The organism is Celeribacter baekdonensis (assembly GCF_900102315.1).
Taxonomy (GTDB): Bacteria; Pseudomonadota; Alphaproteobacteria; order Rhodobacterales; family Rhodobacteraceae; genus Celeribacter; species Celeribacter baekdonensis.
In genome coordinates this window covers 675974-699853 of the sequence record NZ_FNBL01000001.1, presented here as the reverse complement: position 1 = coordinate 699853, position 23880 = coordinate 675974, and the positions used below count along the sequence as shown (strand labels likewise).

Here is a 23880-nt window from a genome sequence, read left to right as displayed (position 1 = left end):
GGGGGAGCTACAGGTCATATTGCGCTGGATATAGTCACTCAGCGCGAGGATGCATGGAGCTTTTTCAATTCAGCCCTATGACGGAGGCGGTGGTCGCACTTGTCGTGGTTGGCGTTATGTTCGTGTTGTTTGTGCGCGAGATTTTTCCAACCGAAGTGGTTGCCATAACGGGCGCGGCCTTGATGATCGTTTTGGGCATTTTGCCCTATGATAAAGGCCTCGCGGTCCTTTCAAACCCGGCCCCTTGGACCATTGCGGCGATGTTCATTGTCATGGGGGCGATGGTGCGCACCGGCGCTCTGGAATGGTTCACCCGCCAAGCTGGGCGCTACGCCGAAACTCACCCGCCTGTGGCCATCGCCTTGCTGTTGCTGGTGGTGGTGATCCTGTCGGCTTTTGTGGCCAACACGCCTGTGGTTGTGGTGATGATCCCGGTGTTCATCCAACTGTCGGCCAAGCTCGGGGTGCAGCCGTCTAAGTTACTGATACCGCTTAGTTATTGTGCTATTATGGGCGGGACGATCACGCTTTTGGGCACCTCGACCAACCTCTTGGTCGATGGTGTGGCGCGGACACAAGGCATGGAACCGTTCACGATTTTCGAGGTCTCGATTTTGGGCCTGATCATCACCGCTTGGGGACTGTTTTATCTTTTGGTCATCGGGCGGCATCTTTTGCCAAATCGCGACAGTCTGGCGGCGATGCTGTCCTCCGGGCGCGCCAGGATGAAATTTTTCACCGAAGCCGTGGTGCCGCCCGACAGCAACCTGATCGGGCGTGAAGTCACCGGGGTGCAACTGTTCAAACGCGAAGGTGTGCGGTTGATCGACGTCATTCGCGGCGACAAATCCTATCGTCATGAATTGAACGGCTTTCAGCTTCAGGTGGGGGACCGCGTGGTGCTGCGCTCGCAGATCACCGAATTGCTCAGCCTCCAGCGCGACAAATCGCTCAAACGCGTGGATCAGGTTTCGGCGGTGGAAACCACCACGATGGAAGTGCTGATCACGCCGGGGTGTAAAATGGTTGGTCGGTCGCTGTCGTCGATGCGCCTGCGTCGCCGCTACGGTGTCTATGCGCTTGCGGTACATCGTCGCAATCAAAACCTGGGTCAAAACATTCAGGACCTTGTGGTGCGGGTGGGGGATACGCTTTTGCTCGAAGGCGCGCCCGCCGATATTCAACGGCTTGCCTCCGATATGGACATGGGCGACGTCTCGGTTCCGACCGAACGCGCCTATCACCGCTCGCACGCGCCGATCGCGCTGATTGCGATGTTCTCCATCGTTTTTTTGGCAGCCTTTGGGGTGGCTCCGATCCTGATGCTGTCTGTTGTGGCCGTGGCCATCGTTTTGGTCACGCGCTGCATTGACGCCGAAGAAGCGTTCTCCTTTGTCGATGGCCGGCTTTTGGCGATGATCTTTTCGATGCTGGCCATTGGCGCGGCCTTGGAGGCCTCGGGTGCGGTGCAATTGATCGTCACCGCACTGACGCCGCATCTTCAGGGCTTGCCGGTGTTTTTCGTGGTCTGGTCGATCTATCTTTTGACCTCGCTTTTGACCGAACTGGTGTCCAACAATGCGGTTGCCGTGGTGATCACGCCGATTGCAATTGGCCTTGGGCATTCGATGGGCATTGACCCGCGTGGGCTTGTGGTGGCGGTGATGGTGGCGGCGTCTGCGTCCTTCGCCACGCCCATTGGCTATCAAACCAACACCATGGTTTACGGTCCGGGCGGATATAAATTCACCGATTATATGAAAATCGGTATCCCGTTGAACATCTCCATCGGGCTTCTGGCCTCTGCGGTTATCCCGTTTCTTTGGCCGATGTAGGGCGAATTCTTTTGAATTTGCCCGCTTTCGGCCCATTGATCCCCGCGCGTGATCTTGCGGGCCGGGGGGCGGATCGCCTATAGAGGCGCGAATGCTGACTTAATTGAATTTGCGGAGGTGCCTCAATGGCAGGCCATTCTAAATGGGCAAACATCCAGCACCGTAAAGGGCGCCAGGATGCGGTGCGGTCCAAACTGTTTTCCAAACTCGCCAAGGAAATCACCGTGGCGGCGAAAATGGGTGACCCCGACCCGGAGAAAAACCCGCGGTTGCGTCTGGCGGTGAAGACGGCGAAAACGGCGTCTTGTCCGAAAGACGTGATTGATCGCGCGATCAAAAAGGCCATGGGCGGCGATGCGGAAAACTATGATGAAATCCGCTATGAGGGCTACGGCCCTTCGGGCATCGCCTTTATCGTCGAAACCATGACCGATAACGTCAACCGCACCGCGTCCAACGTGCGCTCCTATTTCACCAAAGCGGGTGGCAATTTGGGCACCTCTGGCTCGGTGTCCTTCATGTTCGACCGCGTGGGCGAGATCACTTATGACGCCTCCGTGGGCGATGCCGACACGGTGATGATGGCCGCGATTGAGGCGGGTGCTGAGGATGTGGAATCGGACGAAGACGGTCATTGGATCTACACGGCGGACAGCGATCTGTCGGCGGTCTCTGACGCTTTGGAGGCCGTTTTGGGCGAATCCAAGGAGACCAAGCTGATCTGGAAACCGCAGAACCGCACTGAGGTCGATCTTGAGACCGCGCAAAAGCTGATGCGTTTGGTTGAAACCATCGAAGATGATGATGATGTGCAATCGGTGACGGCCAACTTTGACGTGCCGGACGATGTGGCCGCACAGCTTTAATTGCTGACGCGACCGATTTCGAAAGCCCCCGCTAAGTGGCGGGGGTTTTTGTTTGGATGAGCTGGGATTTGGCCGTCCCAACGATGGCCTGTGTCACGGGTGCAAGCACAAGCGCATTCAACCGCGAGACATGCCAAAACAGCGCAATATCGACGGGGTCGGGTGAGAGGCGCAGCAAGGCGCCTGAGGCCAGATGCGGCGCCAAAAGGCCCACGGGGTTCAGCCCCCAGCCCAGCCCCAACAGCGCCGCATCGACAAAGCCATGGGTCGAAGGGATGCGATGCGCGGGCAGGGACAGGCGTTGCCCGCTCACCTGCGTGGCCCAAATGTCCTGAAGCCGATCCTTTTCGTTATAGACCAAAGAGGGCGCATGGGTGAGGGCGGCGGCGGTGATCCCATCCGGGAGATAGCGCGCGACAAAGCCGGGAGAGGCCACCGCCTCATACCGCAGCGCACCGAGCGGATGGATGTCACAGCCCGCCACAGCCGTGGCCCGCGCCGACACGGCCCCGATGACATCGCCCCGCTTTAAGGCATCGGCAGAGTGGTCCTGATCGTCGATCTCCAGTTGAAACAACAGCCCCTCTTGTGCCGCAAGCGCTTGCGCCATCGCATCGCAAAACCATGTGGCAAGACTGTCGGCATTGACGGCAATGCGCAGAGGCCGCCGGGTCACACGCTCGTCCTGCCCCAGATCGTGGCTCAGTTGCGCCTCCAACAGGCCGACATCCTCCATATGCCGCGCAAGACGGCGTCCGGTTGCGGTCCCGGTACAGGGCGATCCGCGCAGCACCAAAGGCGTGCCCATCCGGTCCTCAAGCGCCTTGATCCGCTGCGAAATCGCCGATGGGGTGACGTGGAGCGCATGGGCTGCGGCCTCGAAACTGCCACAGCGCAGAACATGGGCAAGGGCAGTGAGGGCGGGGTAATCGGCGGGAGTAAGCATATCTAATCTTGGGGGATTATCTTTAATTTGTCTAATCAAAATTTTACCCTTATCCCCCTGTCTCGATGTGACAGACCCATTGGAGCGCTTATGATGCACCCCGCTTTCCCCGTTTTCCTCACTGGGTTCCTGACCGGGCTCAGCCTGATCGTTGCCATCGGCGCGCAAAACGCCTTTGTGCTGCGCCAAGGCATCCGCCGGGCGCATGTGTTGCCCATCGTGCTGGTCTGTGCGTTCTCGGATGCGGTGCTGATCGCGGTCGGCGTTTTCGCCTCAGCGCAGGTCTCCGAGGCCTTTCCGCACGTTCTGCCGTTGATGCGTTGGGGCGGGGCGGCGTTTTTGGCCCTTTATGGCGCGAAAGCCGCAAGGGCTGCGATCAAGGGCGGCGGGCATCTTGAGGCCGCAACGGGCGGGGCAGGGTCACTGGTCGCGGCGGTTTCGACCGCGCTGGCGCTGACTTGGCTCAACCCGCATGTCTATCTCGATACGGTGGTGCTTTTGGGCGCGGTTTCGGCGCGGTTTTCCGAAGCTCAGGGCATATTCGCCATCGGCGCGATCACCGCGTCTTTTGCTTTCTTTTTCAGCTTGGGCTTTGGCGCGCGGTTCTTGGCACCGCTCTTTGCCCGCGCCACATCATGGCGGGTACTGGACGCCGTGATCGCCGGTGTCATGTGGACAATTGCCATCGGCCTTGTGCGCGGCGGCTGAGTTGCCATTGCGGGCAAATCCCGCGAGTGTCGCGCCATGGTACAGATCAGCAAACCCGTTCAGGGCATTTTATGGATGCTTTTGACCACGTTGAACTTCGTGATGGTCAACGTCCTGGTCAAATATGTCGGCAGCGGCCTTCCGGTCCTGGAATCGGCGTTCTTGCGGTTTCTTTTGGGGCTGGTGTTCCTGATCCCGGCGCTGAAATCGGTGGCCAAGGTTCAGTTCACGCCGCGCCTGTTCAAACTGACTTTGGCCCGCGCGGTGTTCCACGCCATTGCCATGACCTGTTGGTTTTTTGCCATGACAAAAATCTCGATGGGCGAAGTCACGGCGATGAATTTTATGAACCCGATCTATGTCTCGATCGGGGCCGTGGTGCTGTTTGGCGAACGCATCGCTTTGCCGCGCATTTTGGCGCTGGTCGTGGCGCTCCTCGGCGGCTTGGTGATCCTCAGGCCGGGTTTTCGCGAGATCGACCCCGGCCATTTGGCGATGATCGTCTCCGCCATCGCCTTTGCCGGCTCCTATCTGATCGCAAGCCAATTGACGCGTGAATTGCCCGCCTCTGTCGTGGTGTTTTTGATGTCTGTGACCGTGCCCTTCGTGATCGCGCCTTTCGCGCTCTTACAGTGGGAGACGCCAACGCTGCATGAGCTGGTCCTGTTGTTCTTCACCGCCGCTTTCGCCACCTTTGGCCATTATTCCATGACCCGCGCCTTTGCCTGTGCGCCGCAATCGGTGGTGCAGCCGGTGGTGTTCATCCAACTGATCTGGTCGGTGAGCCTTGGGATGCTGTTGTTTGGCGAGGCGTTTGATCCGTTTGTGGTGTTGGGCGGGGCGATGATCATCAGTGCGGTGTCCTTTATCACATGGCGCGAAGCGCGGGCGAAACGCTCTGGGCGTGGTGCCGCGGCTGTTGTTGAGAAACCGTGATTTGTGTTGATCTTGGTCAATGTCGCGGGCGTGTGATCCGGTCACACTGACATCAATTCAGGACGCAGACATAAGGAGAAGCGCATGTCCAATACGCCACACCAACTGATCACAGATTTCCCAGATCTTGCGGATAAGATTTCCACACTGAAACTGGAAGATGCACATTTTTCACGTCTGATGGACGACTATAATGAGCTGAACGATCAGGTGCATTTGGCCGAAAGCAATATCAATCCGATGGAAGATCTGGCTTTGACCGAGTTGCGCAAAAAACGGATGGCTCTGAAGGATGAGCTATACGGGATTTTGACCGCGCCGACGTGAGATTCACCTCTTTTGAGGCGATGAAACCCGGCAAAAAACAGAGAAAGGGCGCGTTAACCGAGAGGTAACGCGCCCTCTTGCGTTGTGAGAACAAATCATGCACAATTAGTGTGTGAGGTTGGGTAAAATACCATATGTTGCGGTTCTTTGGGCCGCATTGGGGCTTGGATTCGCCCTGATTCCCCCGAAGACAGCGCAGGCTGTGGGGGAGAGGACGGCTATTGAGGCTCAAACGGGCGGGCAGGCCGCCAAAGCCCGACAATTCGCCTCAAATGCCCCCCAAAAAGCCGCGCAGAAATCCAGCCAGCCCGGATCCATTTATAGCAAAAACTTCCGCGTCGTCGATGGCGACACATTGGTCTTGGGAGAGGTGCGCATCCGCCTGTTTGGCATTGACGCGCCTGAGTTGTCGCAGCGCTGTAGCGACATGCAGGGCACGTCTTGGGACTGTGGCACATGGTCGAAAGCGGTGTTGGATCGGTTGGCACACCCCGGCCTGTCCTGCGCGCCCAAAGACACCGACCGATACGGGCGCACGGTGGCCGTGTGTTATGATCCAAAGGGCGTGGATGTGAACGCCGCAATGGTCGCGGCGGGCGCGGCCTATGCCTATGTCAAATACGCCAAAGATTACATCGAAACCGAACAAGACGCGCGCGCCGGTGGCATCGGGCTGTGGCGCGCGGCGGTGATCCCTCCAGCGCAATATCGCGCCGACAAACGCGCCACACAGCTCGCATCAAAACCGGTTCAATCCCCGCCGGAGGGCTGTGCGATCAAAGGCAATATCTCGAAATCCGGCAAACTCTACCACCTGCCCGGCGGGCGTTGGTATGAGGGCACGCGGATTTCTCTCAGCTCCGGCGAGCGTTGGTTTTGTTCAGAAGACGACGCACAGGCCGCCGGATGGCGTCGCGCACAGGGCTGATCCACGTCAAAGCATGACAAAGCCGTTTCCCCCCTTGCATGCCCCGAAATTTTCGCCTAAACGCCTCTGCACCGGGTCGTTAGCTCAGTTGGTAGAGCGCTTCGTTTACACCGAAGATGTCGGGAGTTCGAGCCTCTCACGACCCACCATTTCCCTTATCCTGCGAGATCTGTGGCATGCGCTTGCAATGCGAGGTGTGCGCCTGTCTTAATGACTGTGAAAGGCCTGTGGTCTCTCAATATGCGGGAGGTGGATGTGCGGATCGTCGAAGAAATACGGATCAGGAACCAGGCCAGCAAGGGCGGCGTGGTGAAGGCCACTCTGATTTGTGCAGGCATCGAGATCTTTCTTCTCTATTTGGCATTCTACGAGCCCCAGTGGTGGAGGGAGGATCGCCGTTATCTTCCTTATCTTGCACATGTCTTGGCTGGCCTCATGCCATTTGTCTATGTTTGGGGCGTCTGGACCGTTCCAACAACGCCGGAAGCGTTCGAAAAGAGGCTTGAGAAAAGACGGCGCAGAAAGTGAAACGCGCGTCGGGCAAGAGGGGGGCTTGCCGGGGCGGAGATGGACTTGGGGGCGCAGTTTTGCCGGTTTAAAGTTTTTTCTCGCCCCCGGCACTTTTTCGCGATTCCCCGCTTGACGGGGGCGCGTACCGGCCATAGAACGCCCCTCACGTTCGGGGCTCGGCCCCGGTCGGGTAGCGGGCGGTTGTAGCTCAGTTGGTTAGAGTACCGGCCTGTCACGCCGGGGGTCGCGGGTTCGAGCCCCGTCAACCGCGCCACGCTACCACACCGGAAACGGCGCGCGTCTGAAAGGGCGCATAGGAAAGACCTTGCCTCTTTTGGCAATGCGCGGTTGTAGCTCAGTTGGTTAGAGTACCGGCCTGTCACGCCGGGGGTCGCGGGTTCGAGCCCCGTCAACCGCGCCACTTTCTTTCTCAAAGACCTTTCCTCAAAGAATGTTCAGCCTTTTCCCTCTGAACTCCATGATGGTCTCTGTCATAGCTTTGCCCATCTTGCGCTTTTGCGCCTGAGCCCGCAGCATGACCTCTCGCATAGCGCGCAACAGGGGGCATCCATGGGCCGTATCGACATCAAAACCTTCGGCCTCTTGTTGCTCACGCTCCTCGCGTTTGCGGGCAATTCGCTTTTGACCCGCGCCGCGCTGTCGGACCCGGCGCATGGCACGCTTGGCAGCGCCATGGCGTTCGCTGCCGTGCGGTTGATCGCGGGGGCGGTGGTTTTGGCGGGTTTGACGGGTTTGACGGGTTTGACGGGTTTGACGGGTTTGACCATGGCGCGACACCAGTCTTTGCGCCCAGGCCGCTCCGATCTGCCGACCATTTTGGCCCTGTTCACCTATGCCGCCGCCTTCTCGCTTGCCTATGTCTCGATGGCGGCGGCCAGTGGGGCTTTGATCCTGTTCGCGATGGTTCAGGTCACCATGTTGGTGCTGGGCTATCTGCGTGGCCACAGGATCGGTGGACGGGCGATTTTGGGCGTTGTGATCGCCTTATCTGGCCTTGCATGGCTGCTGTTCCCCGGCTTGACTGCCCCGCCTTTGGAGGCAGCGCTTTTGATGGCGCTCGCGGGGGTGGCTTGGGGCATCTATAGCCTGCTTGGGCGCGGGGCCACGGAACCTTTGGCGCGCACGGCGCGTAATTTCATCGGCACGGTGCCCTTGGCGCTGATCGCGTTTTTCCTCAGCCCAATGGCCTCGGCGCTCACCGGCTTTGGCTGGCTCATGGCCCTCACCTCCGGCGCTGTGACCTCGGCCTTGGGTTATGCACTATGGTATGCGGTCCTGCCGCGCCTACCGCCGTCCTTGGCCGCAAGTGCGCAACTCTCAGTGCCGGTCATCACCGCCTTTGCGGGCGCGCTATTGCTGGGGGAACCCATGGGAGTGCGGCTGGTGATGGCCTCTGGATTGATCTTGGGCGGGGTCTGGCTCAGCGCGCGCGGCTGATGGGGTCAGTCGATCCGATACGGCAGGGTGCCACGGTTGTTCGGATCAATCGTCAGGCGCCGTTCCAGTGGGGGGATGGAGCGTTGATGGCAATCGCGCCGCTCGCATATGCGGCAGGAAATCCCGATCGGTTCAAACGCCGCCGGTTTGGTCACATCCAAATCATCGGCATACACCATCTCTGAGGCATGGGTCACCTCGCAGCCCAATCCAATCGCATAGCGCCGCACAGGCGCATGAAAGGCCCCACCCGGTTTGGACACATCGCGCGCGATGGACAGATAGCGCACCCCATCCGGCGTTTCTGCCAGTTGCCGTAGAAAATGTCCGGGCCGTTCAAAGGCTTGGTGGACATTCCAAAGCGGGCACGCGCCGCCATACCGGGCAAATTGCAACCGCGTGGCCGAGTGGCGTTTGGTGATGGTTCCGGCCTGATCGACACGGACAAAATAGAACGGAATGCCCTTGGCCCCCGGTCGCTGAAGCGTCGAAAGCCGATGCGCGACCTGTTCGATAGACGCGCCAAACCGATCCGACAAAAGCTCAAGATCGTGACGCACCTCTTGGGCCGCCGCCAGAAATTCGGTGTAGGGCAAAAGGGCGGCCCCGGCGAAATAATTGGCCAAGCCGATGCGGGCGATTTGGCGGGCTTGTTCGGATTGAAACCGCGCCAGATCCAGCGTGGCGTCCAACAATTTGCCTTGGGTCACAAGAGCGAGTTGGTGCAGGATTTGAAAGCTGCGCGTGGCCCCAGAGGCACGGGCCGAAATGGTCAACGTGCGGTGCTCCGGGTCAAACCGGCGCAGCGTGTCGCCCGATGCGCGCAGGGTGATGCCGCTGCGCTCCAATGTGTCGATGGCCGCTTTGACCACATCACGGGTCTCGCCATGCGGGCGGGCAAAGTTTTCTGCCGCGCGGTCCACCGGGTCGATGTAATTGTCGCAATAATGAAAGAAATCGCGCACCTCTTCCCAAGCGCTCGGGCGGGCGGGGTTGTTTTCGCGGTCCAACGCTTCGTCCATCGAGGCAAGCCGTTCGGTGGTCTGGCGATAGGCGCGGTGTAGCTCTAAAAACGCCCGCGCCAGTGCGGGCGCATTGGAGGCGGCAAGGCGCAGATCGGCCAAAGGCGGCGCGCCATCGGCAAAGACCGGATCGACCAAGGCTTCGCGCATATCGGTGACCATGCGTTCGGCGTCGCCTGACGACAGCTCGGTCACGTCAAAGCCAAATTCCTGCGCCAGTGCCAACACAACGCCGGTTGAGACCGGGCGGTTGTTGTTTTCCATCTGGTTGAGATAGGGCAGCGACACACCGAGTTTTTCGGCAAAGGCGCGTTGGGTCAGGCCCAGCCGTGTCCGGGTCTCGCGCAGTTTCGCACCGGCATAGAGTTTTTGCTGAGCCATGGCCGCCCTCGTGTGTCTGAGTTGTTTGCAAAGCAAGGTTTGCCAGTGCAAACTCGCCTTGGCAAGAGGGTTCACAGAGGGGGCGGTGGCTCAGCTTGTGGCAATCACCCGTTCGCGTCGCACCACCCAAATCGCGGCCAGGATCGACGCAGCTGAAGCGGCGGCCATGATGTACAGGAGGGGCAGCGCACCGCCTTCGACGGTCAGGACCGAGCCGGCAAAGGCCGCCAAAATCGCCCCGCCACCGATATACATTGACCCGCCCAGCCCCGCCGCCGTGCCCGCAAGATGCGGGCGCACGGAGAGCGATCCGGCAATGGAGTTGGGCAATTGCATGCCATTGCCGAGGCCGACAAAGGTGATGAAAAAGAAAAAGCTTTCGGGCGTGGCATGGTCCAGAAGAAACAACACAAGCGAGCCGAGGATGCCCAACGTGCTGATGCTTGCGCCGATCATGATCATGCTGTTCATGCCAAGGCGGGTGGAAAATTTACCGGCCAGAAAGTTGCCAAAGAAATAGCCAACAGCGGGCGCGGCCATATAAAGACCGAGGCGGTCCTCGGACAGGCCGAACAGCGTGGACCCCACAAAGGGGGCGCCGCCGAGAAAGGCGAAATAGGCTCCTGATGCGGTGGCCGCAGAGAGGGCGTAGCCCAGAAAGCGCTGGGATTTGAGCAGTTCGGGAAAGCCGCGCAGCGTGTCTTTCATCGTGCCCGAACGACGCGGCGCAGTCTCGCCAGCATCAAAAAACACCAGGACCAACAACAAAAGACCGACCCCCAACAGCAACCAAAAACTGCTTTGCCAGCCATAATGCGAGGTCAAAATGCCGCCCACGGAGGGCGCGATCATCGGCACAAGCGACATGCCCATGGTGACATAGGCGATCATCTGTGCCGCCTCTTCGCCCGGCACCATATCGCGCACGATGGCGCGCGACAGCACCATGGCGGTGACGATCCCGGCCTGGGTGGCGCGCAGCACCAAAAACACCCCGGCGGTGGGGGCAAAGATGGCACCAAGCGTGGCAAACAGGAAAATCACGATGCCACCGATCAAAACCGGGCGGCGACCGTAGCGATCAGACAGGGGACCAACGATAAGTTGCAGCACCGCATTGACGCCAAGGAAAATCGCCACGGAAAGTTGCATCACCCGATATTCAGTGCCGAAATAGGCGGTCATTTCGGGCAGGGCGGGCAAAAACACGTTGATGGTCATGGCGGACAATCCGGCCATGAGCACCAAGGTGACAATATGCGGTGGCGTGGTCCGGTCGAGGAACCGGACAACGGGCTTTGACGAAGTGTTGGGCTTTTGTGTCATGGCGCAACAATAGGGGGCCGTGCTCGGCTGTCCATGGCAAACCCATACATGTTTTTGCACAGGGCATTCTCTGCGGATAGAGACTCTCACCGTCTTACGATTACTGTCCTGCGATTACTGCTCTGCGATTACTGCTCTGCGATTACCGTCCTGCGATTATGACGACCTCATTGCCGTGCATCAGGACCAAATCCCCGGCCTCGTTGATGTCAAAGCGGTCCACAGTGGCCAATGTGGCCAAAAAATCGTGTTCCTGTTGCATCGCATCCATGGCGCAGGCCATGCGTGTTGTGGCCAGTGGTCCAATGATCACCTGGCCCTCGCCGGTGATCGACATCTGCCCGGCAAAGCGGTTGCAGCCTGTCGAGCCTGAAAGCTGACCGGAGTCTGTGATGGCAAGGGTGATGGGGTGCGCCGCAAGCGGGGGGCGGCCAGCATGGTCTTTCACCTGCCAGTCCCCTTGCAAAAGCGCCATCGTGTCGCCGCCACAGCCGCGAAACTCTGCTGTCGCGGTGGTGAGGGTGACAGTCTGCGGGTAGGGCCGTCCGCTCATGTCGTCGTAGCACAGCGCATCCTGCCGGGTGAGGGTGAGGCCAAAGGCCGGGATGGCGTAGATCGTGCGCGCCCCATCCTGCACGGGGTCAGGCTGGCGCAGGTCAAGACGGTCTTCGCCATAATTGAGATCAAAGAGAATCCGCTCTCCCGTGAGCTGAACCCGCCAACCGGGTTCGTTGCCCTGCGCGCTCCAAGGGGCGGTGAGGGGCTCAAGGCGGCAATCTGTCAGGGGCATACCGTTGAGCGAGACCACCGCAGCGCTGCCCTTGACCCAGACAAGTGTGCTTTCATCTTCGGTTGCAAATTTCGCCCCATCTGCGGACGGCACGTGGGGCAGGGTAAAGCTGTCACTGTCTGTCGTGACCACAAGGGCCTCGCCCGCGACCTCACCCGCAAAGGTGACGTCGAAGGCCTCAGAGGCGCAGATCATCCGGTAGGATTTCGTTTCGGCGCTGTCGCCTAAGGAGGTGTCGTCTGCGAAGCCGGGGCAGGCGAGGGCCATCAGGGCAAAGGTCAGCGCGATGGAGGGGGAATGGGGAACTCTATACATATATGCCTCATACAAAGAGATCGTGTTGATCATTGCTGTGAGGGTATCAGCCGTGAGAGGGGAGACCCAAGGGGCTAGATTTTGCGATCGGCGCAAATCTGCCACTCCAATTTTCCAGGGCCGAATATTTGCGAATTTGCGATTAGCAAAAAAATCATTTTGCATAGTTTGCAAATCTGCCAGACTCTGCTTTGATGCAGGGCTATGCCCGCGTAAGGTGCGCCCTGAAATGACGAGGAGGCCCACCCGTGAAAGACATCATCCAAGAACTTCACGATCGCCGCGACGACGCCCGTCTGGGAGGCGGACAAAAGCGCATCGACAGCCAACATGCCAAAGGCAAACTCACCGCACGCGAGCGGGTTGAACTTTTGCTTGATGAGGACAGCTTTGAAGAGTTTGACATGTTCAAAACCCATCGCTGCACCGATTTTGGCATGGAAGAGAGCAAGCCCTACGGCGATGGTGTGATCACCGGCTGGGGCACGATCAATGGCCGCATGGTCTATGTGTTCAGTCAGGATTTCACTGTATTCGGCGGGTCTCTGTCGGAAACCCACGCGGAAAAAATCGTCAAGATCATGGATATGGCGGTGCAAAACGGCGCGCCTGTGATCGGGCTGAACGACTCGGGTGGCGCGCGCATTCAGGAAGGCGTGGCCTCGCTTGCGGGCTATGCCGAAGTGTTCCAGCGCAACATCATGGCCTCCGGCGTCGTGCCGCAGATCTCCGTGATCATGGGGCCCTGCGCGGGGGGGGCGGTCTATTCGCCTGCCATGACCGACTTTATCTTCATGGTCAAAGACACGTCCTACATGTTCGTCACCGGCCCCGACGTGGTGAAAACCGTGACCAACGAAGTGGTGACCGCCGAGGAATTGGGCGGGGCATCGACCCACACCAAAAAATCCTCGGTCGCCGATGGGGCCTTTGAAAACGACATCGAAGCGCTGACCGAAGTGCGCCGCCTCGTCGATTTCCTGCCGCTCAACAACCGCGAGAAAGCCCCGGTGCGCCCGTTCTTTGATGCGCCGGATCGGGTTGACGCCTCACTTGACACGATCATCCCGGACAACGCCAACACCCCCTATGACATGAAAGAAGTGATCTACAAGATCGCAGATGAGGGCGATTTTTACGAGATTCAGGAAAATCACGCCAAAAACATCATCACCGGGTTCATCCGCCTCGAAGGTCAGACGGTCGGCGTCGTGGCGAACCAGCCGATGGTTTTGGCCGGGTGCCTCGACATCGACAGTTCGAAAAAAGCCGCGCGGTTTGTGCGCTTTTGCGATGCGTTCGAAATCCCTGTTTTGACCCTCGTCGACGTTCCGGGCTTTTTGCCGGGCACCTCTCAGGAATACGGCGGCGTGATCAAACATGGGGCGAAACTGCTGTTTGCTTACGGCGAAGCGACTGTGCCGAAAGTGACCGTGATCACCCGCAAAGCCTATGGCGGGGCCTATGACGTGATGGCGTCCAAGCACTTGCGCGGTGATTTCAACTACGCCTGGCCGACCGCAGAAATCGCGGTGATGGGGGCCAAAGGCGCGACAGAAATCATCCACCGCGCCGATCTGAAGGATGCGGAAAAGATCGCCAAACATACGGCCAGCTACGAGGCCCGCTTTGCCAACCCGTTTGTCGCCGCAGAGCGTGGCTTTATCGACGAGGTGATCCAACCGCGTTCGACCCGCAAACGCATCACGCGCGCCTTCGCCAGCTTGCGCAATAAAAAGCTCGAAAACCCGTGGAAAAAACACGACAACATCCCGCTTTAAGCGGGGTCGTGAGGACAGATGACCCGCAGTCAGTGGCATATCTCTGAGGCGGATGGCGCGTTGACTTTGTCGCGCCGTCTGCCCGCACAGTTTGATGTTGCGGTGCAAACCGTGATCTCAAACGGTGCGGGGCTGCGCAAAGCGCGCATCGCCCATCAGCTGCGTCAGGATATGTGGCGGGCGCTGCAAAATCTGCGCGGGTTTAGCCCGGTGGTGCGTGTCGCCACAAACGGGTCTGACTTGGAAATCACCGCCGGCGGCACCATCAATGGACGGTTCCCGAAAGCCACCACAGAGGCGCGGTTGGCCGCGCTGTTAGACGATCCAAACCTGCGCGCCCGTTGGGCCAGATATGCCGCCAGCCATCCAGCCAGCCATCAAGCCGCCAGCCATCAAAAGGAGAAGACCACATGATCCTGCGTTTGTCGTCTTTTGCTGTGGCCCTGTCGGTTTTGGCCTTCTCTGCGGCGGCGGAATTGACCCCCGTTGACGCGCAGGATGTGACCGTGCCCTCGGGGCAGCCGGTGGCGTTTTATGAAACCCTGATGGATCGCCCCGCGATGGGCCTGACTGCCCGGTTCCGGTTTGTCGCGCCCGAGCTTGGCCTGCGGATCAAGACCATGCCTTATGAGGCGCTTGAGGCCGATCTTTCGGCGCTCTGCGAAAGCTACGCCCTGCCGCGTCTGGGCGAACCTATGCCCTCGATCATCGTGATTTCGCTCTCCGAGCGCCCGACCGAATTTGGCGCACCCGACCCCGAGGTGGCGCAGGTGTTTGAGGCCTACCGTCCGGCTGAAACGGATGCGGGTGCGGCCTGTGAATGGGAGGCCTTTTGATATGGCACCGAAGTTTCATATGTTCTCCAACGGTCCGCGCCCGGTCGCGCCGTTTTCCCATGCGGTCGAAGATGACGGTTGGGTGATCCTGACCGGGCAAATGCCGACCGACCCGAACGCGCCTGACGCGCCGCTCCCCGCGGGGATCGAGGCGCAGACACGCCGCGTGATGGACAATCTCTTGTTGATCTTGGCCGAATTGGGCCTTGGCGCGGCGCATATTGTGCAATGTCGGTGCTTCCTGACCGAATTCGAGCGCGATTACGCCCTGTTCAATGACACCTACAAAAGCTACTTCCCGCGTGAGAGGCTTCCGGCACGCACCACTGTGGGCGTGACCGCGTTGGCCGTTGGTGCGCTGGTTGAGATTGACCTCATTGCGCGCCGACCAGATCAGGGAGACAGCTGATGGCACGCGATTATATGACCAAACACAAAGGATTTCCGGGCCGTTTTCCGGGAACCGATTTCCAATTCACCATTCGCCGCGCGAACCCCAAAGGGGTGACGCCGCTCAAGGCGCTGGAACGCTACAAAGACCGCAAGGCGCTCGACAAGCGGGTCGATGCGGCGTTTTTGATGGCGCTGGTCGAACAGTTTGGCGAGGAGCCGTTTGAGCGCGGCAATCTCGATGCGGGGCGCTTGTCCTGGCTGTTTGGCCGCGAAGTTGTGCCCGCCGATCCCGAGGATTTCGATCCGGCCTCTTATGAGGCGCTGCTGAAGGTCGATATGGGCCGCGCTATGGCCTCCTATCCCGAAATTTTCGCCTCGGATGAGGACGAAGAAACCCCCGATTGGGACGAGATGTGGAACGGGGAGCAAGAGGACTGATGCGCGGGTTTTCGCTTGGCACATCGGCATTTGCGCGAACTGCTGCCAGTTTTGGCGGGCGGTTTGGCTGTGCTCTTGCGAGCGAAAGCGATGCACCCCATCTTGGTCACAGGACGCAGGTGACCAGCAACACCTCGCCCTGTTCTGAAAACCGTTACCCTTCCCCTTTGGCGAGGTCTGTGTGTCCCCCATGCGGATCTCGCCGCTCTTCTTTATGCGTGGGTTTTTCTCGCGCGGATTTTTGCGCACATGGGCTTGGTTTTGCCGATTTCACGGTGAGCCGCATTTGTTGCTTTGCGCGAGGGCTGGGCTGGGATAGAATCGACACAGTCGTAACATCATCAGAAGCAGAAAAAACATGCGCAAATCCATTCTTGTTCTTGGCCTCATCTCCGTCACAGCCCTTGCCGGTTGTTTGCAAACCGACGGGGAGCGCGCACTCGCAGGTGCCGCAGCGGGCGCTGTCGTCGCAGACGCGACCGACAACAATGTGCTCTCGGGGGCCGCTTTGGGCGCGCTTGCGGGCACCTATTGCGACGACGCCGGCGTTTGTAACTAACTTTATTTGTCTGACCGGCCCGCGCTCCGCGCGCCCGTTTGACCGATCACACCACAGCTTCCCGGGCGGGGTCCGCCGGGGAGGCTTTTTTGTGGCCAAAACCATACCGACCATCATGACAGAAAGTTCAAAGACCACCCGTGCAACCGTGCGCGTGGCCTGCTGAGACTTGAGAAAAGGGAGAGGGACTGTGGATGTTTGACAAGATCCTGATTGCGAACCGCGGCGAGATTGCATGCCGTGTGATGAAAACCGCGAAGAAAATGGGGATCAAAACGGTCGCCATTTATTCCGATGCGGATAAAAACGCCCTGCATGTGGCGATGGCGGATGAGGCGGTTCACATCGGCCCGCCGCCCGCAAACCAATCCTATATCGTCATCGACAAGGTGATGGATGCGATCCGCCAGACCGGCGCGCAGGCGGTCCATCCGGGCTATGGGTTCCTTTCCGAGAACTCGAAATTCGCCGAGGCTCTGGCGGCTGAGGGCGTGGCCTTTGTTGGCCCCCCGGTCGGTGCGATTGAGGCCATGGGCGACAAAATCACCTCGAAAAAACTGGCGCAAGAGGCCGGTGTTTCGACCGTTCCGGGCTATATGGGCCTGATCTCGGATGCGGATGAGGCGGTGAAAATCTCCAACCAGATCGGTTATCCGGTGATGATCAAAGCCTCCGCCGGTGGCGGCGGTAAGGGGATGCGGATCGCATGGACGGACGAAGAGGCCCGCGAAGGCTTTCAGTCGTCGAAAAACGAAGCCGCAAGCTCCTTTGGCGATGACCGGATTTTCATCGAGAAATTCGTCACCCAACCGCGCCATATCGAAATTCAGGTGCTTTGCGATACCCATGGCAATGGCATCTATCTGAATGAGCGCGAATGTTCGATCCAACGCCGCAACCAAAAGGTCATCGAAGAAGCCCCGTCGCCGTTCCTTGATCCAGAGACCCGCAAAGCCATGGGCGAACAGGCCGTCGCACTCGCGAAAGCGGTGGATTATGCCTCCGCGGGCACCGTGGAATTCATCGTCGATGGCGACCGCAATTTCTACTTCTTGGAAATGAACACCCGCCTTCAGGTGGAACACCCTGTGACCGAGTTGATCACCGGCATCGATCTGGTCGAACAGATGATCCGCATCGCCAATGGCGAGCCGCTCTCCATCACCCAAGGCGATGTGAAAATCAACGGCTGGGCGATGGAAAGCCGCCTGTACGCCGAAGACCCCTATCGCGGCTTTTTGCCGTCCATCGGGCGTCTGTCGACATACCGCCCACCGGCGGAAATCGTCACCGACACCAATGTCGTGCGCAACGACACGGGCGTTTATGAGGGTGGCGAAATTTCGATGTATTATGACCCGATGATTGCAAAACTTTGCACGTGGGGCCCGGATCGCGCAACCGCGATTGAGAACATGCGCAATGCGCTCGATGGGTTTGAAGTCGAAGGCATCGGTCACAACCTGCCGTTCCTCTCCGCCGTCTATGATCACCCGAAATTCATCGCGGGTGAAATGACCACGGCCTTTATCGAAGAGGAATATCCCGAAGGATTTGAAGGGGTTGAACTGCCCTACGCGGATCTGGAACGGATCGCTGCAGCCACGGCGTCGATGTACCGCGTTGCTGAAATTCGCCGCACCCGCGTGTCGGGGCGGATGGACAACCATGAACGCGTGGTGCCCAATGATTGGGTCGTGCAGATCGGCGATCTCGATTTCCCACTGACGATTGAGGCGGATAAATCCGGCTCGACCGTGTTGATCAACGACAAGAAATTGCGTTGTGAAAGCACATGGGTGCCGGGCGAAAGTCTGGCCGTGATCGACATGGGTGACAGCCATTTGACGCTGAAAGTGGGCAAAACGCCGGGCGGGTTCCGCATCCGCAACCGGGGTGCCGATATGAAGGTCTATGTCCGCTCGCCGCGCGCAGCCGAACTGTCCAAATTCATGATCGAAAAACTGCCACCAGACACGTCCAAATTGTTGCTCTGCCCGATGCCGGGCCTGATCGTCAAAGTGAACGTCGAAGAGGGCGATGAGGTCCAGGAAGGCCAGGCGCTGTGCACGGTTGAAGCGATGAAAATGGAAAACATCCTGCGCGCTGAACGCAAAGGCATCGTGTCCAAAATCAACGCAGCCCCCGGTGACAGTCTGGCCGTCGACGACGTGATCATGGAGTTCGAATAAGGTGATCTTGGCCGGGCGGGCATATCGCGCCGAGAGCGTGCGGGGAGGGGCTGGACAAATGTTCTCATTTTGTTCTAACTTAGACCTTCTCTCTCGTCGCGAGGCGCCCGGCCATGACATTGCGTGTTTCAACGCTGTTTTTCGATATGAACAGCTTTTACGCCTCCGTGGCGCAGGCCGAAGAACCTGCGCTGATGGGGCGGCCTGTGGGGGTGTTGACAGCCGATGCGCCGAATGCGGCCTGTATTGCCGCCAGCATCGAGGCCAAGCGCAAAGGTGTCGGCATGGGGACACGGCAGGACGAGGCGCGCAGCCTCTGTCCGGGCATCGTGTTTCGTCCGGTCAAACACGACATTTGTGTCGATTTTCACCACGCGATTTTGCAGGCGGTCGAGACGATCATCCCGGTGCATCGGATCTGGTCGATCGACGAATGTTCCTGTCTCTTGATGGGATCACAACAAGAGCTGCCGCGCGCCTTGGACATCGGACGCGCTTTGCAACAGGCGGTTCTGACGCAGGTCAGCCCGGCGTTGCGCTGTTCTGTCGGGCTTGGGCCGACCCGGCTTTTGGCCAAACTCGCCGCCGGGTTGGAAAAACCGGGCGGGTTGCATTGGCTTTTGCCTCATGTGCTGCCAGACCGGATTGCCCATCTGGCGCTGGACGATTTGCCGGGGGTGTCATGGCGGATGCGCGCGCGGTTGGAGGCGGCGGGGATCATGGATGTTCCAACGCTCTATCGCATCGCGCCCAAACGTGCCCGTGCGATTTGGGGCAGCGTGTCGGGCGAACGGTTTGTGCGCGAACTCAGGGGCGAGACCGTGGTCTGGCCAGAGACCCGCAGAAACATGATCGGCCATGGGCAGGTGCTGACCAATGGGAACAAAACGCCAGAGGGCGCGCGTTTGGTGTCCCGGCGGTTGCTGGTCAAGGCGGCGGCGCGGTTGCGGCGCGAGGGGCTTTACGCCCGCAGCCTGTCTTTGGGCCTACGCCCGATATCGGGGCAGGGGATCACACAAGACAGCACGATCCGCGCCACGCAGGACACGTTCTTTTTGCTCAACACCCTGTCCGGGCTTTGGGCCGCGGCACCCGCCGTGCCACTGCGCTCTGTCTCGGTGACATTGGCGGGGCTTTTGCCCGCAGCCGATGTGATGGACGATCTGTTTGCGCCCGAGACGGATCGGCGCGCTTTGTGCCTTGCCATCGACCGTCTCAATCAACGTTTCGGACAGGACACCGTGCGTTATGGCCTCTTGCCGCCGCATCATGTGGCCTATACCGGGGCCAAAATCGCCTTTGGCCGCATTCCGACGGTCGAAGATTTTCGCGAGTAGCTCAGCCGCCACCGTGCAGCGCGTTTTGGATTTCCTGTTGCCGCAGCGGCGTTTTGTCAATCGCGCGGGTGATTTCGCGCACGTTCCACGGATCGGGTTTGCGCAGCATCACGCGGCCATCTTTGTCGACAATCACAAGACCAAATCCGCGCGGACGCAGTTCTGTGCGCACCATGCTTTTGGCCGCCGGGTCGGTGTCGGTGATCACCACCACATCGCGTTCCAAAAGCGCCTCCGGGCGTGTGGCCAAAAGGTCCAATTGTTCGCGGAAACTCGGGTCCAGCGGGCTGTCGGCAAAAACCACCAAGACCCTGTGGGTCCATTTGAACTCGGAGAGTGCGATCTCGCCGGCATCCTGTGCGACAAATTCCACCTCCTGCGCCCGGAGCGCGGGGGATGACATAAGAAAGACGGCTGTAAGTGCTGCGGCATAGATATGTTTCATCGGACCTCCCGGATACCCTCTATATAGGGTGTCCCGAGGACCAAACCAAGCTTAAGCGCCCCCCATATGGGATGCGGTGAAAGAAAACGGAGAGGAGCCTGAAAATGACGGACAGGAAAAAGTGGGAAGCGCTTGCGGCAAGTGAACTGCGGGGCAAGCCGCTTGAGACGCTTGACTGGGAGACGCTTGAGGGCATCAAGGTCAAGCCGCTCTACGCCGAGGACGATTTGGTCGGCATGGAGCACCTTGGCAATACGCCGGGGCAGGCCCCGTTTACCCGTGGCGTGAAGGCGACGATGTACGCCGGGCGGCCTTGGACGATCCGCCAATATGCGGGCTTCTCCACCGCCGAAGAATCAAACGCGTTTTACCGCAAGGCACTTGATGCGGGGCAGCAAGGCGTCTCCGTGGCCTTCGATTTGGCCACCCACCGTGGCTATGATTCCGATCACCCGCGTGTGGTGGGCGATGTCGGCAAAGCGGGTGTGGCGATTGACTCGGTCGAGGATATGAAAATCCTGTTTGACGGCATTCCACTTGATAAAGTCTCCGTCTCGATGACGATGAATGGGGCTGTGATCCCGATTTTGGCGTCTTTCATTGTGACCGGCGAAGAGCAGGGTCATGACAAGGCGCTTCTGGCCGGGACCATCCAAAACGACATTCTCAAAGAGTTCATGGTGCGCAACACCTATATTTATCCGCCCGAACCTTCGATGAAAATCATCGCGGATATCATTGAATACACCGCCAATGAGATGCCGAAATTCAACTCGATCTCGATCTCCGGCTACCATATGCAGGAAGCGGGCGCGAATCTGGTGCAAGAGCTGGCGTTTACGCTGGCCGATGGCCGCGAATATGTGCGCACGGCGATCAAGGCGGGGATGGACGTGGACCGGTTCGCACCGCGCCTCTCGTTCTTCTTTGCGATTGGTATGAATTTTTTCATGGAGGCGGCGAAACTGCGCGCCGCGCGGTTCCTGTGGACCCGCGTGATGGAGGAATTCAATCCGAAATCCGACAAATCCAAAATGCTGCGCACCCATTGCCAAACCTCTGGTGTCTCGCTGCAAGAGCAAGACCCCTATAACAACGTCATCCGCACCGCCTATGAGGCGATGTCGGCGGCTTTGGGCGGCACGCAATCACTGCACACCAATGCGCTCGACGAAGCCATTGCTTTGCCGACCGAATTCTCGGCCCGCATCGCCCGCAACACCCAGTTGATCCTGCAAGAAGAGACCGGCATCACCCATGTCGTCGATCCGTTGGCGGGCTCTTACTATGTTGAAAGCCTGACCAAGGAACTTGCCGACAAAGCCTGGGCTTTGATGGAAGAGATCGAAGAGATGGGCGGCATGACCAAGGCGGTCAATTCCGGCATGCCAAAACTGCGGATCGAAGAAACCGCCGCCCGGCGTCAGGCCCAGATCGACCGGGGCACCGAGGTGATCGTCGGCGTCAACAAATACCGCAAGGACAAAGAAGACCCGATCGACATTTTGGACGTCGACAACGTTGCCGTGCGCGTCAGCCAGGTCAAGCGGTTGGAGAGCATCCGTGCCAGCCGCGACGGGGCGGCGGTCGAGGCGACATTGGCCGCACTGGAAGAGGCGGCGAAATCCGGCAAGGGCAACCTGCTTGCGTTGGCGGTGGATGCCGCCCGCGCCCGTGCAACCGTGGGAGAAATCTCGATGGCTATGGAAAAAGTGTTCGGCCGCCACCGCGCCGAAGTGAAAACCTTGGCGGGCGTCTACGGCGCGGCCTATGAGGGCGACGAAGGTTTTGCCCAAATCCAAAAAGACGTGGAAATCTTTGCCGAGAAAGAGGGGCGTCGTCCCCGGATGCTCGTGGTGAAAATGGGCCAGGACGGCCATGATCGCGGCGCAAAAGTCATCGCCACCGCCTTTGCCGATATCGGCTTTGACGTCGACGTTGGCCCGCTGTTCCAAACCCCGGAAGAGGCCGCCCAAGATGCCATCGACAACGATGTGCATATCGTCGGCATTTCCTCGCAAGCGGCGGGTCACAAGACCCTTGCGCCGAAGCTGATCGAAGCGCTGAAAGCGCAGGGCGCGGAAGAGATCATCGTGATCTGTGGCGGTGTGATCCCGCAGCAGGATTACGAGTATCTCTACAACGCGGGCGTCAAAGCGATTTTTGGTCCGGGCACCAATATCCCGACAGCGGCGCGTGAGATTTTGGATATTCTGAGCGCGGGTCAGGACTGATCCAGGTTTCAGAGACATGTTAAAAGGGCCGGGACATATCCCGGCCCTTTCTCTTTCAAACCACAGGTTGCGCTCAATGTGAGGCGTGAACCGCAGGGGAGAGAAGCTCTTCTTCTGTGTCCTTGTCGTCCTTGGCAGAGGGCGCGAGTTTCAGCACGGTAAAGCCGATGATCGCGGAGATCACAGAGCCTGACAGCACGCCGATGCGCACTTCGTTCATGTAGAACGCGTCCTCAAAGGACAGCCCACCGATGAACAGCGACATGGTGAAACCGATGCCCGCAAGCGCTGCCACACCATAAATGTGCATCCATGTGGCGCCAAAGGGTTTGCGCGCCACGCCGAATTTCACCAACAGCCATGTGATGCCAAACACGCCGATTTGCTTGCCCAAAATCAGGCCCAAAGCGATGCCCAAAGGCAGCGGCGAAAGCACATCGGCCATGGTCACGCCCGTCAACACTACGCCCGCATTGGCAAAGGCAAAAATCGGCACGATGACAAAGAAGACATAGGGCGAGAGCGCATGTTCAAGCGCATGAAGGGGCGATTTGCCCCATTTGTCTTTGAGCGGGATAAAGAAGGCAGTGATCACCCCGGCCAAGGTCGCATGAACCCCGGATTTCAGCACCAACACCCAAAGGATGGTGCCCATGAGGATGAGCGGTGCGATGCGGTGAATGCCCGCCCGGTTCATCAGGAACATGATCAACAGCGGGATCGCGGCCAGGAACAGGTAATCGAGGTGCAACTCTGAGGTGTAGAAAAACGCGATGATCAGGATCGCGCCCAAATCGTCCAAAATGGCCAGCGTCAGCAAAAAGATTTTAAGCGAGGAGGGGACGCGATCCCCCACAAGTGCCAAAATACCCAAAGCAAAGGCAATGTCGGTGGCCGCCGGGATTGCCCAGCCGGAGTGAGTCTCGGGTGAGGAGAGGTTGAGCGTAAAATAAATGATCGCCGGCACAAACATGCCACCCACGGCGGCCATGCCCGGCAAAACCACATCGCGCGGATTCTTGAGTTTGCCTTCCAAAAGCTCGCGTTTCAATTCCAACCCAACCAACAGGAAAAACACCGCCATCAGGCCGTCATTGATCCATAGAATCAAAGGTTTGGATAATCCTTCTCCCCCAAGGGTTACGGAGAAATATGAGGAGAGAACGCCATCATAAAGCGGGTAAAGCGAAGAGTTTGCCACGAACATCGCGGCGACGGCAGCCACCATAAGCACGATACCGCCGGAGGCCTCACTGTCGAAGAATTGTTCCAATTTGCGCAGGAGCATTGTCTTTTTCTATTCTTTCCTGAAGGTTG

Annotated in this window: 23 protein-coding genes and 3 tRNA genes; 20 read left to right on the top strand and 6 right to left on the bottom strand. The window is 59.0% G+C overall.

What is annotated here, in order from left to right:
* Nucleotides 1-53 precede the first annotated feature (53 nt).
* Nucleotides 54-1835 (top strand): SLC13 family permease, encoded by a 1782-nt coding sequence (locus BLT54_RS03495; protein ID WP_074641060.1) that lies wholly within the window; start codon nt 54-56, stop codon nt 1833-1835.
* Between the two features lie 125 nt (nt 1836-1960).
* The gene (locus tag BLT54_RS03490; protein WP_074641058.1) at nt 1961-2701 is read left to right on the top strand and encodes a YebC/PmpR family DNA-binding transcriptional regulator; all 741 of its coding nucleotides are present in this window, start codon (nt 1961-1963) and stop codon (nt 2699-2701) included.
* Nucleotides 2702-2732: 31 nt separating this feature from the next.
* Here BLT54_RS03490 and BLT54_RS03485 read toward each other — a convergent pair whose 3' ends face one another.
* On the bottom strand, nt 2733-3647 hold the full coding sequence (locus BLT54_RS03485; protein ID WP_074641057.1) for a LysR family transcriptional regulator ArgP: 915 nt from the start codon (nt 3645-3647) through the stop codon (nt 2733-2735).
* A 90-nt stretch (nt 3648-3737) separates the two neighbouring features.
* Here BLT54_RS03485 and BLT54_RS03480 point away from each other — a divergent pair, with 90 nt between their 5' ends.
* From BLT54_RS03480 to BLT54_RS03440, 9 genes are all read left to right on the top strand, one after another.
* Nucleotides 3738-4355, top strand: a complete 618-nt coding sequence (locus tag BLT54_RS03480; RefSeq protein WP_245707939.1) for a LysE/ArgO family amino acid transporter — start codon at nt 3738-3740, stop codon at nt 4353-4355.
* Between the two features lie 36 nt (nt 4356-4391).
* The gene (locus BLT54_RS03475; RefSeq protein ID WP_074641055.1) at nt 4392-5291 is read left to right on the top strand and encodes a DMT family transporter; all 900 of its coding nucleotides are present in this window, start codon (nt 4392-4394) and stop codon (nt 5289-5291) included.
* Between the two features lie 84 nt (nt 5292-5375).
* The gene (locus BLT54_RS03470; RefSeq protein ID WP_074641052.1) at nt 5376-5618 is read left to right on the top strand and encodes an HP1242/YdcH family protein; all 243 of its coding nucleotides are present in this window, start codon (nt 5376-5378) and stop codon (nt 5616-5618) included.
* Between the two features lie 202 nt (nt 5619-5820).
* Complete coding sequence (locus BLT54_RS03465) at nt 5821-6546, top strand: thermonuclease family protein (RefSeq protein ID WP_245707938.1); 726 nt, start codon at nt 5821-5823, stop codon at nt 6544-6546.
* A gap of 73 nt (nt 6547-6619) precedes the next feature.
* Nucleotides 6620-6695: transfer RNA gene (locus BLT54_RS03460), tRNA-Val, on the top strand.
* A gap of 106 nt (nt 6696-6801) precedes the next feature.
* Entirely contained in the window at nt 6802-7074 is a 273-nt protein-coding gene (locus BLT54_RS03455) for a hypothetical protein (protein ID WP_143026726.1), read from the top strand.
* 179 nt (nt 7075-7253) lie between these two features.
* Nucleotides 7254-7330, top strand: a tRNA-Asp gene (locus BLT54_RS03450).
* A gap of 70 nt (nt 7331-7400) precedes the next feature.
* Nucleotides 7401-7477: transfer RNA gene (locus tag BLT54_RS03445), tRNA-Asp, on the top strand.
* Nucleotides 7478-7626: 149 nt separating this feature from the next.
* The gene (locus BLT54_RS03440) at nt 7627-8514 is read left to right on the top strand and encodes a DMT family transporter (RefSeq protein WP_074641048.1); all 888 of its coding nucleotides are present in this window, start codon (nt 7627-7629) and stop codon (nt 8512-8514) included.
* A gap of 5 nt (nt 8515-8519) precedes the next feature.
* Here BLT54_RS03440 and BLT54_RS03435 read toward each other — a convergent pair whose 3' ends face one another.
* The 3 genes from BLT54_RS03435 to BLT54_RS03425 form a co-directional block, all read right to left on the bottom strand.
* On the bottom strand, nt 8520-9917 hold the full coding sequence (locus tag BLT54_RS03435; RefSeq protein ID WP_074641046.1) for a helix-turn-helix domain-containing protein: 1398 nt from the start codon (nt 9915-9917) through the stop codon (nt 8520-8522).
* A gap of 90 nt (nt 9918-10007) precedes the next feature.
* Nucleotides 10008-11243 (bottom strand): multidrug effflux MFS transporter, encoded by a 1236-nt coding sequence (locus BLT54_RS03430; RefSeq protein ID WP_074641044.1) that lies wholly within the window; start codon nt 11241-11243, stop codon nt 10008-10010.
* 142 nt (nt 11244-11385) lie between these two features.
* Nucleotides 11386-12348 (bottom strand): META domain-containing protein, encoded by a 963-nt coding sequence (locus BLT54_RS03425; RefSeq protein WP_176832816.1) that lies wholly within the window; start codon nt 12346-12348, stop codon nt 11386-11388.
* 248 nt (nt 12349-12596) lie between these two features.
* On the opposite strand from BLT54_RS03425, the gene BLT54_RS03420 reads away from it, so the two are divergent.
* The 8 genes from BLT54_RS03420 to BLT54_RS03385 all read left to right on the top strand — a co-directional run bounded on the left by BLT54_RS03420 (nt 12597) and on the right by BLT54_RS03385 (nt 19884).
* On the top strand, nt 12597-14129 hold the full coding sequence (locus BLT54_RS03420; RefSeq protein ID WP_074641038.1) for an acyl-CoA carboxylase subunit beta: 1533 nt from the start codon (nt 12597-12599) through the stop codon (nt 14127-14129).
* Between the two features lie 18 nt (nt 14130-14147).
* Entirely contained in the window at nt 14148-14543 is a 396-nt protein-coding gene (locus BLT54_RS03415; protein WP_074641035.1) for a hypothetical protein, read from the top strand.
* On the top strand, nt 14540-14965 hold the full coding sequence (locus BLT54_RS03410) for a DUF6497 family protein (RefSeq protein WP_074641033.1): 426 nt from the start codon (nt 14540-14542) through the stop codon (nt 14963-14965). The genes BLT54_RS03415 and BLT54_RS03410 overlap by 4 nt, the downstream gene beginning before the upstream one ends.
* Nucleotide 14966: 1 nt before the next feature.
* Nucleotides 14967-15374, top strand: a complete 408-nt coding sequence (locus tag BLT54_RS03405) for a RidA family protein (protein ID WP_074641031.1) — start codon at nt 14967-14969, stop codon at nt 15372-15374.
* Complete coding sequence (locus BLT54_RS03400; protein WP_083351663.1) at nt 15374-15796, top strand: hypothetical protein; 423 nt, start codon at nt 15374-15376, stop codon at nt 15794-15796. The genes BLT54_RS03405 and BLT54_RS03400 overlap by 1 nt, the downstream gene beginning before the upstream one ends.
* A gap of 358 nt (nt 15797-16154) precedes the next feature.
* Complete coding sequence (locus tag BLT54_RS03395) at nt 16155-16355, top strand: hypothetical protein (RefSeq protein WP_074641029.1); 201 nt, start codon at nt 16155-16157, stop codon at nt 16353-16355.
* A 194-nt stretch (nt 16356-16549) separates the two neighbouring features.
* Nucleotides 16550-18547 carry an acetyl-CoA carboxylase biotin carboxylase subunit gene (locus tag BLT54_RS03390; protein ID WP_074641027.1) on the top strand — a complete coding sequence of 666 codons (1998 nt, stop codon included), beginning with the start codon at nt 16550-16552 and terminating at the stop codon, nt 18545-18547.
* Nucleotides 18548-18660: 113 nt separating this feature from the next.
* The gene (locus tag BLT54_RS03385) at nt 18661-19884 is read left to right on the top strand and encodes a Y-family DNA polymerase (RefSeq protein ID WP_074641025.1); all 1224 of its coding nucleotides are present in this window, start codon (nt 18661-18663) and stop codon (nt 19882-19884) included.
* A 1-nt stretch (nt 19885) separates the two neighbouring features.
* On the opposite strand, the gene BLT54_RS03380 is transcribed toward BLT54_RS03385, so the two are convergent.
* The gene (locus BLT54_RS03380) at nt 19886-20329 is read right to left on the bottom strand and encodes a DUF4174 domain-containing protein (protein WP_074641023.1); all 444 of its coding nucleotides are present in this window, start codon (nt 20327-20329) and stop codon (nt 19886-19888) included.
* A 104-nt stretch (nt 20330-20433) separates the two neighbouring features.
* On the opposite strand from BLT54_RS03380, the gene scpA reads away from it, so the two are divergent.
* Nucleotides 20434-22563, top strand: coding sequence for a methylmalonyl-CoA mutase (scpA, locus tag BLT54_RS03375; RefSeq protein WP_074641020.1), 2130 nt, complete (start codon nt 20434-20436; stop codon nt 22561-22563).
* A 73-nt stretch (nt 22564-22636) separates the two neighbouring features.
* On the opposite strand, the gene nhaA is transcribed toward scpA, so the two are convergent.
* Nucleotides 22637-23851 carry a Na+/H+ antiporter NhaA gene (nhaA, locus tag BLT54_RS03370; protein ID WP_074641017.1) on the bottom strand — a complete coding sequence of 405 codons (1215 nt, stop codon included), beginning with the start codon at nt 23849-23851 and terminating at the stop codon, nt 22637-22639.
* Nucleotides 23852-23880 lie beyond the last annotated feature (29 nt).

Bases quoted from the DNA above. Each gene is read 5' to 3' on its own strand.
- BLT54_RS03475 (WP_074641055.1), top strand. From the start codon at position 4,392: ATGGTACAGATCAGCAAACCCGTTCAGGGCATTTTATGGATGCTTTTG.
- BLT54_RS03425 (WP_176832816.1), bottom strand. From the start codon at position 12,348: ATGTATAGAGTTCCCCATTCCCCCTCCATCGCGCTGACCTTTGCCCTG.
- BLT54_RS03490 (WP_074641058.1), top strand. From the start codon at position 1,961: ATGGCAGGCCATTCTAAATGGGCAAACATCCAGCACCGTAAAGGGCGC.
- BLT54_RS03495 (WP_074641060.1), top strand. From the start codon at position 54: ATGGAGCTTTTTCAATTCAGCCCTATGACGGAGGCGGTGGTCGCACTT.
- BLT54_RS03405 (WP_074641031.1), top strand. From the start codon at position 14,967: ATGGCACCGAAGTTTCATATGTTCTCCAACGGTCCGCGCCCGGTCGCG.
- nhaA (WP_074641017.1), bottom strand. From the start codon at position 23,851: ATGCTCCTGCGCAAATTGGAACAATTCTTCGACAGTGAGGCCTCCGGC.
- BLT54_RS03380 (WP_074641023.1), bottom strand. From the start codon at position 20,329: ATGAAACATATCTATGCCGCAGCACTTACAGCCGTCTTTCTTATGTCA.
- BLT54_RS03410 (WP_074641033.1), top strand. From the start codon at position 14,540: ATGATCCTGCGTTTGTCGTCTTTTGCTGTGGCCCTGTCGGTTTTGGCC.
- BLT54_RS03430 (WP_074641044.1), bottom strand. From the start codon at position 11,243: ATGACACAAAAGCCCAACACTTCGTCAAAGCCCGTTGTCCGGTTCCTC.
- BLT54_RS03480 (WP_245707939.1), top strand. From the start codon at position 3,738: ATGATGCACCCCGCTTTCCCCGTTTTCCTCACTGGGTTCCTGACCGGG.
- BLT54_RS03415 (WP_074641035.1), top strand. From the start codon at position 14,148: ATGACCCGCAGTCAGTGGCATATCTCTGAGGCGGATGGCGCGTTGACT.
- BLT54_RS03485 (WP_074641057.1), bottom strand. From the start codon at position 3,647: ATGCTTACTCCCGCCGATTACCCCGCCCTCACTGCCCTTGCCCATGTT.
- BLT54_RS03390 (WP_074641027.1), top strand. From the start codon at position 16,550: ATGTTTGACAAGATCCTGATTGCGAACCGCGGCGAGATTGCATGCCGT.
- BLT54_RS03385 (WP_074641025.1), top strand. From the start codon at position 18,661: ATGACATTGCGTGTTTCAACGCTGTTTTTCGATATGAACAGCTTTTAC.
- scpA (WP_074641020.1), top strand. From the start codon at position 20,434: ATGACGGACAGGAAAAAGTGGGAAGCGCTTGCGGCAAGTGAACTGCGG.
- BLT54_RS03440 (WP_074641048.1), top strand. From the start codon at position 7,627: ATGGGCCGTATCGACATCAAAACCTTCGGCCTCTTGTTGCTCACGCTC.
- BLT54_RS03470 (WP_074641052.1), top strand. From the start codon at position 5,376: ATGTCCAATACGCCACACCAACTGATCACAGATTTCCCAGATCTTGCG.
- BLT54_RS03435 (WP_074641046.1), bottom strand. From the start codon at position 9,917: ATGGCTCAGCAAAAACTCTATGCCGGTGCGAAACTGCGCGAGACCCGG.
- BLT54_RS03400 (WP_083351663.1), top strand. From the start codon at position 15,374: ATGGCACGCGATTATATGACCAAACACAAAGGATTTCCGGGCCGTTTT.
- BLT54_RS03395 (WP_074641029.1), top strand. From the start codon at position 16,155: ATGCGCAAATCCATTCTTGTTCTTGGCCTCATCTCCGTCACAGCCCTT.